The following is a 16,365-nucleotide window of genomic DNA, read 5'->3' on the forward strand; positions in this document are numbered from 1 at the left end:
TTTTACTGGTAGATACATTAGCTTATCCCAGAAAGTTTATCACTAAACAAATTAAGGGCTTTAACCGATTTTCAAAGCTAAAGGGGATTTCCGCTTCTGAATAAGCAAGAATGATAATAGGAGTGTAAGCAATCATGTTTCGTTAATTAACACTATTTATTTTTAATCAGCCCTAAAAAATTCAACGACTTAATTGAAAATATCAAAGTGTTATAAGGAATTAAAGCCCTCAGGTCCTTGAAAGGCTTCACGAATACTTAAATCATATTTATAAAAAAGTCAAATACTTAAAAGCCACCATTATGCTAAACCGCCTCTATACTTAAAGATATGACCAAATTATGATCATACGGTTATGGTAGGAGCAAGTTCATCTATGTATGTCCCCATAAAAATTAAATTTATAGCATCTTTAGCTTTAGGAACTGGATGGTTTTTCCTTTCGACCTGGCTTGCGCTGCCTTGGATTCAAGATTTTTCCGAATTAGTCGGGCCCGTGATAGCAGTCGTTGTTATTTTCTTCCTCGCCTTACTCCCAGGCTTTTTGAATTTTTTTATTCTCGCTGCCTACTTATTAGATCGTCGCCCAAAGCCGAAAGCGGTAAAAGCCTGGCCTGATATCTCACTTTTAATCGCTGCATTAAATGAAGAAAATTTGATTGAAGACACCATCGATTCAATTATGAAACAAGATTATCAAGGTAATATGGAAATCATTGTGATTGATAACGGATCTTCAGATAAAACCTGGGAAATATTAAATCATTTAAAGAATGAAAAACTTGTTTTACTTCAAGAAACCAAACGCGGAAAATCCTACGCTTTAAACAAGGGCATAGCATTCGCAAAATCAGATTATATCGTTACTGTGGATGCTGATACTTATTTACAGAGAGATGCCCTTACTCAATTGGTACAACGTCAATTAAATGCGCCTAGTCACACCGCAGCAGTTGCAGGTAGTGTTTATGTTAAAAATTCACGAGAAAGTTTTATGACGCGTTTGCAAGAATGGGATTATTTCCATGCCATTGCAACTATCAAACGCATACAAAGTCTTTTTCAAGGTACTCTAGTCGCGCAAGGCGCTTTTTCAATTTACAAAAAAAATCTTATTCAAGAAGTAGGAGGCTGGCCCCATATTATTGGTGAAGATATTGTCTTGACGTGGGCCCTTCTTGAAAAGGGATACCGAATTGATTTTGCGGAAGATGCCATTTCCTTTACGACAGTCCCTACAACTTATAAAGGTTTTTTTCAACAGAGAAGTCGCTGGGCGCGTGGCATGTTGGAAGCGTTTCGGTATCATCCCAAAGTTTTAATTACACCTAAGCTCCCCATTTTTTTTATTTATTGGGATTTATTTTTTCCAGGACTTGATTTAATTTATTTTGTTGCATTCATTCCTGGCGCAATCCTTGCCTGTTTTGGTTATTATTTCATAGCAGGACCGATGACTTTAGCAGTTTTGCCGATTACTTTACTTCTTCATACCATTTTTTATATCAGACAAAAAAAATTATTCAAGAAAAATAATTTGAAAGTACGAAGAAATAAATTTGGCTTTATTATGTTTATTCTTTTTTATTACGCCATGATGGTGCCAGCTTGTTTACATGGTTATTCTTCGGAATTGTTAAGGATAACAGGAAAATGGGGTACGAAATAATGCTGACTCACAAAAAATATTTCGGTACGGATGGGATACGGGGACCAGTGGGTGAGCATCCCATTACAGTCGATTTCATCTTGAAGCTTGGTTGGGCAATTGGTAAGAAAATTATAAATGCTAATGGAACCAAAGTTGTTATTGGCAAAGATACCCGTATCTCCGGCTATATGATTGAATCTGCCCTGCAAGCTGGACTTTCCTCTGCAGGCGTTGACGTTTTACTTTTAGGTCCGATGCCAGCACCAGGTTTAGCTTATCTAACTAAAGCATTTCGTGCAGACGCTGGTATTTTAATAAGCGCTTCTCACAACCCCTATTATGATAATGGCATTAAAATTTTCCAGCGGAATGGTTTTAAAGTTAACAAAGCTTTTGAAAGTTCAATTGAACAAATGATCGAACTTCCGATTGAAACAGTTTCTTTAAGTAAGTTGGGTAAAGCATTTCGTATTGAAGATGCTGCCGGACGTTATATTGAATTTTGTAAAAGTTCGGTCATGCATCATTTATCTTTACAAAATCTCAAGATCGTTGTCGATTGTGCCCATGGTGCTACTTACCATATCGCACCGCTTGTGTTTCAAGAATTGGGAGCGAATGTTATTCCTATCAACATTACGCCGGATGGCGTGAATATCAATGAAAAGTGTGGCCCATTAAATCCTGAAGCCATTCAGAAAGCAGTTATTCATCACCAAGCAGATCTCGGTATATCATTTGATGGTGATGGTGATCGAGTCTTATTAATTGATCATAAAGGCGAGATTATTGATGGTGATCAAATCCTTTATGTTATTGCACAAGGTTTAAAATTAGAAAACAGGCTGATAGGTGGAGTAGTTGGCACACATATGTCTAACTTAGGCTTGGAGCATGGTCTCTTAAATCTTGATATACCGTTTAAACGTGCTGGGGTGGGCGATCAAAATCTTATTGAAGCGTTACATCACAATCAATGGTTGCTAGGCGGAGAGCCTTCTGGGCATATCGTCTACCTTCCTGTCGCAACAACTTCGGATGGCATCATTGCTGCCTTGCAAGCTATACAGACACTCATCTTTTCAGGTAATGAGTTACATGATATTAAAAATAAAATGACAAAATTCCCTCAGAAATTGACGGCTATTAATCATCATGGGAACAAAATTGATTTAGAACATTCGGTTATAAAAAAATTGATTAAACAACAACAATTAAAATTAGCAGGACGGGGGCGTATTTTAATTCGGCCTTCAGGAACGGAGCCTCTTATTCGTGTTATGGTGGAAGGAGAAGATGTAACACTTGTTAAGGAAATTGCAAATGATATTACCGATGCTATTCAAAAAATCGTTAATCGCTTAGAAAAACGCAGCGCATAATTGTTGGAGTGAGGTGAAACGTGTGTGGGATATTTGGTGCTATTGCTAAAACAAATGTTGTTACCATTATTACAGCAGGTTTGGAGAAGTTATCTTATCGAGGTTATGATTCGGCAGGTATTGCGGTTATAGATGATCATCAGCAGTTAAAAAGACGAAGACTTTCAGGTAAGATTGAAAATTTAATTGAATGTTTAAAGGCTGACCCTCTTTCCGGAGACCTCGCAATTGGGCACACGCGTTGGGCAACCCATGGTGAACCCATCGAGAAAAATGCGCATCCCCATTTTTCTGAAAATGAAATTGCTATTGTTCATAATGGCATTATCGAAAATTATTTAGTTTTAAAAAATGAATTGTTACAACAAGGATTTATTTTTACCTCTGATACAGATTCAGAATTGATAGCTCATTTCCTTCAAGCTCAATTTAAGTTACATGGCGACATGATTTTATCAATTCGTCGATTGATGGGTAGAATGAAGGGAAGCTATGCAATCTTAGCTATTCATAAAAAACTTCCGCATCAACTTTATGCTTTTAAAAAGGGAAGTCCTCTCATCATTGGCCACGGTACTAATGAAAATTTTATTTCTTCAGATATCTTATCCCTCTGCGCCTATACAGACCAGTTTAGTTATCTTAATGATGGTGATATCGCTGAAATAAAAATTAATAAAATCGGAATTTATGATACTTATGGGAATGAAACTGAGCCTGATAAAGTCAAAGTCGATTGCCAACCGAGCCATTCCACTAAAAATGAGTTTCCTCATTTCATGTTAAAGGAAATTTATGAGCAGCCTGAAGCTTGTAAAGCAACGATAGATGACTGTAGGATTGCTATTAAACTATTGTCGGATTTAAAAACTAAAAATAATCTCAGTTTATTAAAGAGTATCAAACGAATTTGCATCGTGGGATGTGGCACGAGTTATCATGCAGGACTCGTCGCAAAATCTTGGATTGAAAAAATTGTGATGATCCCCTGTACAGTAGAAGTAGCGAGCGAATTCCGCTATCAACCTACGATTGTTGAGCCACAAACATTATTCATTTCTATATCTCAATCCGGTGAAACAGCAGATACCATGGGCGCCTTACGTAAAGCAAAAAAATTAGGTTATTTTCTAACCTTAGCCATTGGTAATGTATTGCAAAGCACAATTATGCGTGAATCTGATTATCACCTTTTAACCGCGGCTGGACCTGAGATTAGTGTCGCCTCGACCAAAGCATTTACGACGCAATTAATGGTCTTATTATCACTAACTTTAGAATTAGCAAAAGCACATCGTCGCATTGATTTATCAGCGCAATTCCACAAAGAATTAGCAAATATTTCTCTCTCCATCAAACAAGTTTTATCCACTGAGAATGATTTAATCAAGATTGCTCAATATTTATCACAAAAAAACCAAGTCATGTTACTAGGCCGCGGCCAACTTGTGGCCATTGCTTTGGAAGGCGCTTTAAAGATGAAAGAAATTTCATATATTCACACCCAGGCTTATCCAGCAGGCGAGCTAAAACACGGATCTATGGCATTGATCGATAAGAATCTACCGGTACTCGTTCTCGCACCGCGTGATGCAATGGTTGATAAAATGAAATCGAATATCAGTGAAATAACTGCGCGCGGTGGCAATGTTATTGTTATAACTAATAAAAATGATTTGTTCCAGGAAAGTGAACAAATCAAAGTTATTGTTTTACCGGCATCACATTTTTTATTAACCCCTATTCTATTTACTATCGCTCTCCAATTAATTGCATACCATGTCGCCTTTTTAAAGGGGACCGATATTGATCAACCTAGAAATCTAGCTAAATCCGTTACTGTGGAATGATATAAAGTAAAACGATGAAAATAGTAATCAAGATGGTTTTAAAAAAAAGTTATTTTATTATTTTAATTTGTTGTGATGCTCCCTCTTAATAAGAAAATGCCTTGAATAATCCCCAGGTTTATATCATTTAGCACAGGATATTTACTATCACATCTTCTGTTTTTCTCAAAATAATCATGTTCATTACGACGTTGTAGATAAGGGGAATTTTTACGAAGATAAATTTCGTTTATTCTAGTTGGAATGATAGCTCATCATTAATCATTACTTAAAAAATAAGTATAAGTGGAAGGATATCTTCTTTTTCCTTCCACCCTATCGTTGAACCACAGTTTCTCAACGTTTAGCGGATGAGGCTTTGCATCGTCAAATAAGCTAAATTCAATTGCTAATCCCTATCTATGGGCTAGGCGATGCATTTATGGTTGGCGTATCATTACCCAATTTTAATTCTTTCATCGTCCTATTAAGCAAAGCTTGTGGATCCCAATCGTCAATTTTCAATGATTGATCCATAATATGATCGATTAATTGATTTTTACAATCACTTAACTTCTCTGGGGTAAATTTTAAATTTAAGTCATAAAATATTTTGATTAAGCACAAGGTCATTACTTCTTGGCGATCGTGCAAGAATCCGTCAGCTTTTTGCACAAAAGATTTCTTAATATTATCTTCAGCACCAACCGTTCCAAACAAAGTGGGTGATGCTGTTTTCATTCGATTTATTGCTGCACATATGGCTTGCTTAAAATGCTTATCAACAATCTCTTTTGCTGATGCTTCAAATTCTTTTTTCATTAAGGAAAAAGGAGCATTTGAAACATAATTTTGTGCCAAGAGGGTGTCACTTACTACGCAATTGGCTGCAGAGCTATTTGATGTACTTTGATAATTTGCATAAAAGCCAATGCCCGATGCTAACGACATATTGCAAAGAAATGCTAAATAAGCAACAGTGAGAATTTCGATTTCATGGGTAGTTAATTTCTCTTGATGATTTGCATAAAAATCTAACTTTTTATCAGAAATTAAAGCAGCAATGCGGTTTGCATAACGTGCAGTATTTTTATTATTTAATAAAATTAATTCATTTTCTTCTTTAAAAGTTTTATTTTCTTTGTTTTCTAATGTCGATTTTCGATTAAGTAAGGATAATGCTTCATCCTCAGAGCCACCCTCAGCCAAAGACGATAAAACTAAATTATTATTCGTTGCGTATTTTGAGTTTGGTATACCCATGTGTACTTCCTAGTGAGTTGTGTTTATAAATTGATCATAATAAAATATTTCCTGCAAAATTCAACCTATTATACTTTTATAAGAGCGTCAAGTTGCTTAATTAAAAAAGTGATTGAATGACCTTTACTGGGTAAATTTAAAGCTCAATGACAACTTTTTTAATTTTATTGAGTAGGGGGACACTTTCAGCTATTTTCCGAGAGCAATTTACTTGGGGTTTGGATACTTCCTGTCGTCCATTTTTTCTTTTACAAAAAGCTCATGTAATTTAGCAATAACTTGTTTAAATGAAATATTATTTTCAAAAGTTAATTTAATTTTATCTTCATTTATTTCCACCTTATTTCTTTTAAACAAAGATAAAAGGGGATGAGCTGTATTCAAATGATCTTTGAGTAATTGAAAAATAGATTGGAAAAATTCTTTACTTTCATTTCTTCGATTAATGATTAATCTTAGCGTGGATGAATCATTTGAATAACTTAATTCTTTGCTGTCGGAGTTTTGCGTAATAGGGCGTCCGATTTCTAATGATAAACTAAGTTTTGTTTGTGCTTGAATATCAGTAAGTTGTTGTATCGTACTCGCATCTACGTTTAAATCATTTGGATATATAAAAGGTTCTTTATGATCTGACTCATCGTCAATATTCTGAAAAGGGGAGATGCAGCTTTCAATATAGGTAACATGTGCTCTAAGGTTAGGAAGAGCAGTGTGAGTTATTAAAAAATCATGCTCAACATTTATATAGCCTAACTTATATCGGTTATCATGATCGCGTCCCATTTTCATGCTAGTATGAAATAACATTGGAATATCCAATAATTCAGCTAAATGATGATGGTTCAAGCCAGTCACAACCAGATATTTTTCGTCATTTCCTAACCGTTGATTAAGATATTTAATGCATGTAGCCATGTACTCATTACGTTGTTCTGTTAAATTCAAATCGTTTTGATCACAAGAGGGATCATCCACACAATAAGCCGTTAAATTTCGTTTAGCTATTGATTTAAAAAGGAGCCCAAGTAAATAACCTTGTTTATTTTGACTATCCGTGGCATTGGATTTTTCATTTGAGCAAAATGTTATTACTTTAGAAATAACATCATTCGTTGTATTGATCGCTAGTTTATCAAATGGGGCACTCGGATCCGGTAATTCAATATAAATATGTTTCAAATTGGGCAAGTCTAAAATAACTTGTGCAACTTACTCGAAGAAAGCGACATCTGCATGGTTGTGTAAGAGGCATATACCCTGATTTGTATTAAGTAAAGTGGCATATTCACTATTAATTTTATTTCTTATTTGCATGTATCACCTCGTGTTTCATAACGCGTAACGTGATATTGGGTTAGAAATGATTGCCACATATCACCTGTAAATCTTTACGTGAAAATTTAAGATCCCGCATTAAATAATTATGAGAAAAATTTGCATAACAAGTGATCAATTTAATTTTAAGTCAATATTTGCTAATAGTTGAATGACCTGGACTGAAAAGCCTTATCGGGCTAATGATTTTCGGCATCATGCCGAAGAAGAATATGAGATGTCATCTTTTACTTATAAAAAAAGATAAGATGTATAAAGTTTAATCAAATGTTCATTTAAGTGTGCAATAAAATTGCTAAACATGATTTGTTAGATTATAATCTGCACACATTTTCGGTCCACTTATTATTAAAATAAAGAGGCTTGTATGTTTAAAAATATTTTGCTTAATACAAACGCTACGCAATGTGTGGAAGGAATCGAGAAAAATCAAAAGCGCTTGTCCGATACCAAAACAGTGATTAACCATAAGGATCAGTCCAGGCTCCTACCGAATTCCCAAGCTTATAACCCGACACTTTCCTTTTTTCCTCCACTTTTAGAATCATCTGAATCTTTCAATAATTCTGAAGGATTTACACCTGATAAAAACACTGAAGATTACACGCAGCATCTCATGACTAAATACGGTCAACAATCTTGCATTTAAAGCTCTGCGACTTCACGGATAACGCAGGTATTGAAAGAAAATTTTAAAAGCTTTCACTAAAAACCTACTCTGAAGGGAGGACTCGCATCCTCCCTGATTGGTATCAGTAGGGATGTTTGATTATGCAGTGCATCAATATATCATCGGTTATTGAAACGGAATATAATGCAAATACAATACCTACTTATTTATCCATCAGTGAGATTAACTTTTGCGCACATCATTAACTGCTAATCGGTAACCCTTAATGTATTCATGATATTTCATCATAACGTAAACATAACTCGAACTGACTTTATTAAAAATATAATATTCACCAAAAAAATATTAAAACAAAAAAATACTAAAACGAGAAAATAATATGTCAAACACACGATTGGATCTAAAAGCTGCGCGAACTATTTTTAATATTGATGCCCATGCTTCAATGGATGAGATTAAAAAGAAATATAAAGAATTAGCAAAAACATTTCACCCAGATAGAAATCATGCAAGTAATGCCACAGAAAAATTTCAATCGATACAAAATGCATATGATTTATTGTTAGCAACCAAAAATAAAGATCCGCATTTCAGTTCAAGTAATAATTCGGATCAACAAAATGATGTAATTAACAAGCAAAACCAAAAGGAAAAATTATCCAAAAACATCAATCAAAAACTGAAAATTGCGGTTGAGAGGAATGCACTAGGCGATGTGCGAAAGTTGTTACAAGCAGGGGCTAATCCTAATAGCGGGTGGGGATTTTATTCAAGCCCTTTACAGCATGCCATTACGCATGGGTTTTTCGATGTCGCTACACTTTTACTGCAAAAGGGCGCGAATCCTGATTCCTTGGCATATCGCGACGTAAGTTACCGGTTCACATCGGAATACACAATATTACATTGGATCTGTATTCATGGAATAGAAAATAATATACTAGATACAGACATGGTCAAACTTTTATTACAATTCGGTGCTAATCCAAACGCTCAGAATGGTAGTTCTTCTATATTGAAAGATATAGCAAGTACGCATCAGTGGGCTTCGTTAGATAATCGTCGAAAGCAACTGGAAATTATCCACCTTTTATTGCAATTTGGTGCAGATCTTAATGCTAAAAACAAGAGTGGCATGACGCCTTTAGAGTGTGGTATTTATAATCCTGATCCACTCACTGCACAATTATTTCGGTCGCTTTCTATCAAACAAGCCGCGACCTCCTGGCTAGCCTTATTACAAGCTGTGAGACTTTTAGGCGTCGCTAACTCTATTTCTAGCCATCTATTGCAGCACATTAATTCTTTTCTTCCCGTTCCTTTTTCAAAAGAACAACAAGCTAAAGAAAAAACTTTTTTTAATAATATAGTCGATAAGAATAATCAAATATTATTAGCACGAAAAAATGGTTTTTTCTCACCTCAATCTAATCAACCAAATAACAACAATAAGAATAATTATTCAGTGAACTCAAAACTAAAGATGAAAAGATAGGAAATGAAGGGTGGAAGTTACCGAAAGTCGCGCGGATAAAATTTAGTACTGCAGCTGCATGCTAAATAATATCATACTCTTCTCTTTTTAATAGCGTTGGTATATTGCCTTAGTGACTACAGTAGTCACTAAGGCTTACCCTATTTTGATTGCCACTCACTCACCATTTTTGCTAAAGTGCGTCAACACAAAAAAAGTGCTTCAATCATGTTAAAAACACCGCATTATACGAGACCCATATCGAATGACGTGTCAATCTCCATGACTTGCTCTAATTCTTCAAGTAACATCCGCCACCCCTTTTAATTTTTTTCGCTTAGAGTGTCTGCGTGGGAATACTTCCTAAGTTAATGAGGCTACCAAAAAGGGAATCAATTTTATCGAGCGGGGCGGACCATTCAATGTAGGAATCAGGTCTGACTAAAATGGCATGGTTTATATATTGTGGGTTACTTGTCCAATACTTTTTTCGATGTTGATTTGAATAAATTTGAATAACTTTTACAAACCTTGGTAAGTTTAACTCTATTTCATCATCACCAAAAATGAGTAGGATGAACTTAGTATAATCGAGAAGCGAATAAAGTCGTGTTTTGCCGGCTCCGTTGAAAACTTCTAAGTCAAATAGTCGAGAACCGCGAAGTCCTTGTTCGCCATAATGAATTCCCATTCCTGTTATATTCCCCGCACGTTTTTCTACGATCTTCACATAGTCTTGCGCATGCGTTTCATTCGGAGAGTACCGTGTTGATCGAACGAGTTCACCTGAAGTCTCAATGACACTGTGCGCAACTGGCCGGCGTTCGTCTTCATAACGCTGTAAAAGTTTTGTAGGGAAACCGAAATTGATAACCATATTTAATTTCCATAGAAGATTGAATGCATCTGCAAGACCTGTATTAAGTCCTTGTCCGCCATTAACGGAATGGATATGACATGCATCCCCCACAAGAAAAATACGATCATCGACAAAAAAATTTTCGGCTACTGACTCTTTGACTGAAAACTGTGAAAACCAGACAATTTCTTTGAACTTTAAAGCATGAGGCTGTATAGCGCGATTAATTCTGTCAATTGCTTCTTCGAGACTAAAATTTTTCGTATCCATTCTCACGTAAAATCTATCAATTTTTCCTTCTCTCGGAATCCAAGCGACATCCGATGTTTCAGCCTGAAAAACGATTATTTCAGGAACCTTGGGAAAATCTGTATCGACAATGCCATCGATTACGGCCCATATAATTTTCGGGCGTATAATGTGAAAGGGTATTTTAAAGTGATTGCGAACGAAGGAGCGAGAACCATCCGCGCCAATGAGATAGCTTGATTGAATTCTTTCACCATTTGAAAGCGTAGTGAGACATCCGTCCTTATTAAGCTCAATATTGATAATCTTTGTTGAGCGCTGCACTGCAGCGCCAATCTGATTAAGTTTTTCATCCAATTGTTTTTCTAGGTAAGCCTGTCCAAGCATGAGGAAATGCTTATGTAAGCAACCTTCAAGTTCATCCCACCAGGAAGATTGACGGGAAATAAATTTGCCATTCGCCCATACGGAACTGGTGTTGCATGTCTTACCCAAAGGATAGAGTTCTTTAAATAAATCAATGATCTCAAAAAGTTGTAAAGTCCGAGCATTGAGTGCATCTGCACGCCCTACCGCCAAAGGGCCGTCAGATGAATCGACGATAACGGTTTGCAAACCACAAAGTTGTCCGAGGTAGGCGCACATAAGTCCTACGGGTCCCGCCCCAACTATCATAATGTTAGTAACTCGTGTCCTCATTTGAGGGCTCCAAGCCAGGGTTATTAAAAGGCGGATCACTCAAGATATGAACGCGTTGAAGATGACGTGGAGACTTAGAAATAAATTCTTCTCTACCATGCAGAAGTGAAAAATTATCAGCAATGACGACATCGCCTGTTTGCCATTCATGCGCATAAAAATTGCAGGAGGCATAAAGAGCTTGTTTTAAACTGTAATGGAAGTCTGCTAACTCTTTAAGATTAATACCCATGAATTTAAGTTCTGGGGGATTTACGAAATGCCTTTGGTCTTCAGAGGGTGGTTCATTATAACGAATGACAGAAAAATCTTTGTAAGGATGTTTATTAATAATGGGCGATACGGTCTTACTATTATAAAATTCCATTTTTCTTTGATAAGTACCTGTTACTTGATTCCAAATTTTTTTAGCTTCAGGAGAAGCATATTTTAAAGCTAATATTGTATTTGAGAACGTTGTTCGTCCGCCTTGTCCAGATTGTGGAGCTTCCACACAATGAAAAATTTGAAGCTCAGGGATTTGTGGACGGTACATACCATCCCAATGAAGTGGGACATAACGATGATCAAAAATATGGTCTGGTGGATTATCTTGCTCAATCAATTCAAGTACTTTTCCAAAAGGCCACATACTTATTTCGCCCCAGCGCTCACAATAGTTGGCAAACGATTCAGCATTTTGGAAAGTGCGAAACCCTCTCAATACAAGAAGATGTTTTTGGTGAATGAGTTCACGCAAGAAAGTTATATTAAGATCACTTAAATTAACAAGCGATTTTTTAGGTTCTAAAAGTAAACCAAAAGGTTGAATGGACGTAGTTTTATGCTCCATACAAAATCCCCTGTAGTTTGGAAAATTTTTGTTTATCGTTTAATTCATAATGACTAGGCCTATTTGCACGGTAAATTAACCGTGCCCCAAGATTTTCAGCTTGTGCGCGTTTAAGGAGCACAAAACTTCCATTGACCTCCATCGCAACGCCATGCCATGACGTCATCCAGCTTTCTGCTTCCATCAGGCGGATGCCAAGTTTCGCGGTGCCACATGTTTGAGGATGAATCGAAAGACGAACAGCATGTGGAAAATGTTTAGCAATCAAGGTACTCCAAGCTCTGCTGCGTTGTATGACGACATAAGCACGATGCCGACAAGCTTTTTGAATTGCATTGCGGCTAAGTGACTGTTCTGGACGAGTCGCATCTTCTACTAAAAAACGTGTAATGCCACAGTACTGTCGATGAACCTCTTCATCTTCAATGCTGCATGGCGTTTTATTTCCTTTACCTACTGCTTCTTTAAGAACTTCCAGTGGCTCACCATATTGCGCCATCAATTGACGGCGCATTTCAGTAAAAGTAAGACTTGCATATAGATCATCAAGATTGAATATGGAGATGGAAGTAAACGACATAGATTTAATTAATAATGATAAAGCTTGCTGGTAATTACTCACGTCAATGTCGCGTATACCGACCGCATCATTAAAAACACGACCATCGGAGCATAGAATGACTCGTGCGCCTGGAGAATAAAGTTTCTGAATCTGTTTGCAAAGTGAATTAAGAAATTCGAGTGAAAGTTGTTCTGCCATGTCTGGAAGGGTGCCAAGGACTTTCGTCGGATTAGGAGATTTTGCAGGAAATGCAGGTAACACAAAAGTTATAGGTTGCCGTTTATCAATCGCTAAAATAACTTGGTGGAGATGAGGTGCGAGGCATGCTTCACAGGTCGATGTGGCACAGGATGTTTTGGGGCCAGCTATCCTGCGAAAGCGCATTACATTTAGCATAATGATGCGAGCTAAGTGAGATGCGTTTTCATACAACGCGGGAATCTCGCACATAACTTGTGTTGCGGTCTTAGTGCATTCCATCTCTTTGGATTGATACAAAAAATTTGTTAACGACATCGCAGGCTACTCCTCTAATACACAACACAGTTTAGCAACAGCTTATTTATTAATAAAATTGATTATTGTTATTGATACCATAAGCTAAACCTATATTTTTAATCAGGAGATAATTGATAATTTATTTATTATTAAGTATCTTCAAAGAGATGATAGATTATAAGGATCAAGAGGGCGTAATCAAAATGAGAGAATTTACCTTTGTATAAGGGGGAGGAATTCAGTACAAAAACGCCGCAAAAAAAATTTACAAACGCGGCCAATAGTTAAGTATTATTCAAACTACAGTATTTAGTGCTCACAGTATTTTTTGTAAGGTAGAGTTGGCAAGAAAATTTAAAAGGCAGGAGCTTGCTTTTGAAATTGTCAAAAAATGAATGGAAAGCTAAAAAAGAGTTGAAGAGAATGAAGCAACGTCTTACTAATCTCACGCGCGTGAAGGAAATGCGTAGTGCACGTTTAAAAGATAAAACAACTTATTCCTTAGAAGAAAAAGATTTAAAAAAGGTTATGATTGGATGTTCGGGTTGGTTTTATTGGCATTGGCGAAATCAGTTTTATCCATCAACACTATCTACTAATAAATGGTTTGGGTATTATAGAAAATACTTTGATACAGTTGAACTCAATGCCCCTTTTTATAATTGGCCTTCCGTAAGTATTGTTAAATCATGGTTACGCCAGGTTGGAAAAAAAAGATTTTGCTATACCATTAAAGTTTCCGAATTAATAACCCATCTCAAACGTTTCAAATCAACTAAAAGAATGATTACCGATTTTAATTATATTGGTGATTTACTCGGTGATTATATGGGATGTTTTTTATATCAATTACCTCCATCATATCAATATACAAAGACGCGTTTAAATAATATCATCGCGCAACTCGAGCCAGGAAGAAGAAATGTTGTAGAGTTTCGTCACAAAAGCTGGTGGAATAAGACCGTATATAATGCATTCAAAAAAAATAACATTATCTTTTGTTCCGTAAGTTCACCCAATATGCCAGACGAATTAATACAAACAACTGACGAGGTCTATATTCGGTTTCATGGCACATCGAAACTTTATTTGCATGATTATACTAAAGAAGAAATGAATAATTGGGTAGAGCGAATAAAAATTGCAGCGCCTAAAAGAGTTTGGGCATATTTCAATAACGATAGAGAAGCGAATGCAATCAAGAATGCCAAATGGTTTAAGAAGCAAATAAATAAATTATTCAAAATTTAGATTTATATTGCTGATAAGGATGCTATGTAACATAGCAGTTTAAATGTTCCATCTAATCACAGAAAATTATAAGTGCAAAGTTCATTCTGAAGAGTGAAGTAAGAATTAAGAAATTTAAATTTAGTATAGGTAGCCGGATGCGTAAATCATTTTTAGCGCAACCCCTATCAACAGTCCTACATAAAGTCTGTTTAGGGTGGTTTGCGAAAATAAACCCGCTAACTTAACGCCGATCGGAACAAATAAACAACTAACGATTAAAACGGGTAAGAATAAAGGCCAAACAATATAACCGGTTGTATAAGCAGGTAAACCCTTTTCTGACCAACCCAGAATAATAAATAATATCACAACAACTATAGCCATGATTGTGCCAATAACTACTGTTGTTGCAATTGCTTCTAATATTTCATAATTCATTTTTTTTAATAGAGGGACGCAAAATGGATTCGCGCCTAACACACTACCTAAAAAACCAATAATAAAGCTTCCTATTATGAGGCTATATTTTTTTAAGTTCGACGAAACTAGGAGGGTTGTATTTTTTTTATTGGAAGAACGCCAAATTTGTAGCGCGAGTAAAAAAGTAACGATGGCAAAAGTAAGCATAAGAATATTGCTAGGCAAATATTTTGCAACCATAGCTCCTATTGCTGAACCGAGGATGAGACCCCATGACATTCGTTTAACGATAGACCAATTAACTTTACTGGTACTATGATGTTGATAAGAAGCGAGCATACCAACAACAAAAGTTATAGCAACTGTAGTACCGACTGCTAGATGCATTATTAAATGCGGGGGCACGTTAGCTACATTCAATAACCAGATTATAAGGGGTACTAACACCAATCCTATACCGCCACCTAATAAGCCTAGGGTAAGACCTGCGAAAGCAGAACCAAGAAAGGCTACAACAATAACGGTAAGATTCACCTTAAAATTTACTCCATCCAAAAAATGTAATGTTGTTAACCGATCAGTAGGAAGTCTTTTACCACAGAAGAATTAATAACAAAACTAATTAAGCACAAACTTTAATTTGCATAATCACCTAGTAATTCATCAAATTTAAATTTTTTGCTTTTTTCAATGATCGCATCAAAATTGATTGTTTCATTTTTACTTTTTAGGCTTTGTGCTAAGTTCCAATAACTATTTAACCAATCATCAAAGAGTAAAAAGATTTGATCAATTACATTTTTTGCAGCTAGACGCTCTTCATTGTTCAATTCAATTCTTTTAGACGAAAATTCATCACCTTTAATCCAATGCGTTGATTCCAGCTTATAATGTTTTTTTCCAAAGAATTGTAATTCCTTTCCATGCTTATCTTTTAAGTTTTGGGCATGCTTAAACCAAGTAATGGAAGTGGCTTCCAGTGCCTCAACAATAGCAAATCGAGTATGTTGTTCCGGAGAGGCTGCGTATAATGACAGAATGGCGTAAATCAATTTTCTAGAAGCAGAATATTCATCACTCCAAATAAGTCTGACGGTATCAGTGAACGATCTTGCTTTATTCATTCCTAGCTGTTCGATATCGGCTAACATCCATTGCCAATGAAAATCCTCTTCCTCACTGTGCGTATTTAAGTCTGCTTGAATTGAATTATTGACATGATCACAAGTAGTAAAAATAAAACGATTAATATCGCAGTAGCACATGGTGAAAAAGACTTTCATGGTAATCCATGCAAGTTTTTCTTCTGTTGTATAATGAGTGGTATCAAAATATGCTGTGAAAAAGGGTGACTTTTCAAAGGATTCTCTCTTTTGCTCTATATATTCTATAATGGATTTCACTATTTTTTCCCCGATATTATATTAAAATAAATTTTCTAAACG

13 protein-coding genes are annotated in these 16,365 nt (G+C 35.9%); 6 read left to right on the forward strand and 7 right to left on the reverse strand.

Annotated elements, in window-relative coordinates; all coding sequences use genetic code 11:
• Positions 1 to 376: 376 nt before the first annotated feature.
• From H0W64_11280 to glmS, 3 genes are read left to right on the forward strand one after another with little or no spacing between them, the layout of a single operon-like run.
• On the forward strand, positions 377 to 1,669 hold the full coding sequence (locus H0W64_11280; protein ID MBA3662306.1) for a glycosyltransferase family 2 protein: 1,293 nt from the start codon (positions 377 to 379) through the stop codon (positions 1,667 to 1,669).
• Entirely contained in the window at positions 1,669 to 3,033 is a 1,365-nt protein-coding gene (glmM, locus tag H0W64_11285) for a phosphoglucosamine mutase (protein MBA3662307.1), read from the forward strand. The genes H0W64_11280 and glmM overlap by 1 nt, the downstream gene beginning before the upstream one ends.
• A 20-nt stretch (positions 3,034 to 3,053) precedes the next feature.
• On the forward strand, positions 3,054 to 4,883 hold the full coding sequence (gene glmS, locus H0W64_11290; protein MBA3662308.1) for a glutamine--fructose-6-phosphate transaminase (isomerizing): 1,830 nt from the start codon (positions 3,054 to 3,056) through the stop codon (positions 4,881 to 4,883).
• A gap of 399 nt (positions 4,884 to 5,282) precedes the next feature.
• Here the strand turns inward: glmS and H0W64_11295 are convergent, their stop codons facing one another.
• Both H0W64_11295 and H0W64_11300 read right to left on the reverse strand, forming a co-directional pair.
• Positions 5,283 to 6,125: a hypothetical protein gene (locus tag H0W64_11295; protein ID MBA3662309.1), complete on the reverse strand. Its 843-nt coding sequence runs from the start codon at positions 6,123 to 6,125 to the stop codon at positions 5,283 to 5,285.
• Between the two features lie 207 nt (positions 6,126 to 6,332).
• Entirely contained in the window at positions 6,333 to 7,316 is a 984-nt protein-coding gene (locus H0W64_11300; GenBank protein MBA3662310.1) for a hypothetical protein, read from the reverse strand.
• Positions 7,317 to 7,830: 514 nt separating this feature from the next.
• On the opposite strand from H0W64_11300, the gene H0W64_11305 reads away from it, so the two are divergent.
• Together H0W64_11305 and H0W64_11310 are read left to right on the forward strand one after the other, a co-directional pair.
• Positions 7,831 to 8,112: a hypothetical protein gene (locus tag H0W64_11305; protein ID MBA3662311.1), complete on the forward strand. Its 282-nt coding sequence runs from the start codon at positions 7,831 to 7,833 to the stop codon at positions 8,110 to 8,112.
• A 361-nt stretch (positions 8,113 to 8,473) separates the two neighbouring features.
• Positions 8,474 to 9,589 (forward strand): DnaJ domain-containing protein, encoded by a 1,116-nt coding sequence (locus H0W64_11310; GenBank protein MBA3662312.1) that lies wholly within the window; start codon positions 8,474 to 8,476, stop codon positions 9,587 to 9,589.
• Between the two features lie 316 nt (positions 9,590 to 9,905).
• Here the strand turns inward: H0W64_11310 and H0W64_11315 are convergent, their stop codons facing one another.
• The 3 genes from H0W64_11315 to H0W64_11325 are packed head-to-tail and all read right to left on the reverse strand — an operon-like array spanning position 9,906 to position 13,219.
• Positions 9,906 to 11,375: an FAD-binding protein gene (locus tag H0W64_11315; GenBank protein ID MBA3662313.1), complete on the reverse strand. Its 1,470-nt coding sequence runs from the start codon at positions 11,373 to 11,375 to the stop codon at positions 9,906 to 9,908.
• Positions 11,356 to 12,207, reverse strand: a complete 852-nt coding sequence (locus tag H0W64_11320; GenBank protein MBA3662314.1) for a TauD/TfdA family dioxygenase — start codon at positions 12,205 to 12,207, stop codon at positions 11,356 to 11,358. Before H0W64_11320 ends, H0W64_11315 begins: the two co-directional genes overlap by 20 nt.
• The gene (locus tag H0W64_11325; GenBank protein ID MBA3662315.1) at positions 12,197 to 13,219 is read right to left on the reverse strand and encodes an L-tyrosine/L-tryptophan isonitrile synthase family protein; all 1,023 of its coding nucleotides are present in this window, start codon (positions 13,217 to 13,219) and stop codon (positions 12,197 to 12,199) included. The genes H0W64_11320 and H0W64_11325 overlap by 11 nt, the downstream gene beginning before the upstream one ends.
• Before the next feature lie 471 nt (positions 13,220 to 13,690).
• On the opposite strand from H0W64_11325, the gene H0W64_11330 reads away from it, so the two are divergent.
• The gene (locus H0W64_11330) at positions 13,691 to 14,518 is read left to right on the forward strand and encodes a DUF72 domain-containing protein (protein ID MBA3662316.1); all 828 of its coding nucleotides are present in this window, start codon (positions 13,691 to 13,693) and stop codon (positions 14,516 to 14,518) included.
• 120 nt (positions 14,519 to 14,638) lie between these two features.
• Here H0W64_11330 and H0W64_11335 read toward each other — a convergent pair whose 3' ends face one another.
• Positions 14,639 to 15,454, reverse strand: a complete 816-nt coding sequence (locus H0W64_11335; GenBank protein MBA3662317.1) for a sulfite exporter TauE/SafE family protein — start codon at positions 15,452 to 15,454, stop codon at positions 14,639 to 14,641.
• 101 nt (positions 15,455 to 15,555) lie between these two features.
• Positions 15,556 to 16,323, reverse strand: a complete 768-nt coding sequence (locus tag H0W64_11340; GenBank protein MBA3662318.1) for a hypothetical protein — start codon at positions 16,321 to 16,323, stop codon at positions 15,556 to 15,558.
• Positions 16,324 to 16,365 lie beyond the last annotated feature (42 nt).

It is taken from the genome of Gammaproteobacteria bacterium (genome assembly GCA_013816845.1).
GTDB lineage: Bacteria > Pseudomonadota > Gammaproteobacteria > DSM-16500 > DSM-16500 > Aquicella.

Bases quoted from the DNA above. Each gene is read 5' to 3' on its own strand.
- H0W64_11295 (MBA3662309.1), bottom strand. From the start codon at position 6,125: ATGGGTATACCAAACTCAAAATACGCAACGAATAATAATTTAGTTTTA.
- H0W64_11280 (MBA3662306.1), top strand. From the start codon at position 377: ATGTATGTCCCCATAAAAATTAAATTTATAGCATCTTTAGCTTTAGGA.
- H0W64_11320 (MBA3662314.1), bottom strand. From the start codon at position 12,207: ATGGAGCATAAAACTACGTCCATTCAACCTTTTGGTTTACTTTTAGAA.
- H0W64_11330 (MBA3662316.1), top strand. From the start codon at position 13,691: ATGAAGCAACGTCTTACTAATCTCACGCGCGTGAAGGAAATGCGTAGT.
- H0W64_11305 (MBA3662311.1), top strand. From the start codon at position 7,831: ATGTTTAAAAATATTTTGCTTAATACAAACGCTACGCAATGTGTGGAA.
- glmM (MBA3662307.1), top strand. From the start codon at position 1,669: ATGCTGACTCACAAAAAATATTTCGGTACGGATGGGATACGGGGACCA.
- H0W64_11310 (MBA3662312.1), top strand. From the start codon at position 8,474: ATGTCAAACACACGATTGGATCTAAAAGCTGCGCGAACTATTTTTAAT.
- H0W64_11315 (MBA3662313.1), bottom strand. From the start codon at position 11,375: ATGAGGACACGAGTTACTAACATTATGATAGTTGGGGCGGGACCCGTA.
- H0W64_11325 (MBA3662315.1), bottom strand. From the start codon at position 13,219: ATGTGCGAGATTCCCGCGTTGTATGAAAACGCATCTCACTTAGCTCGC.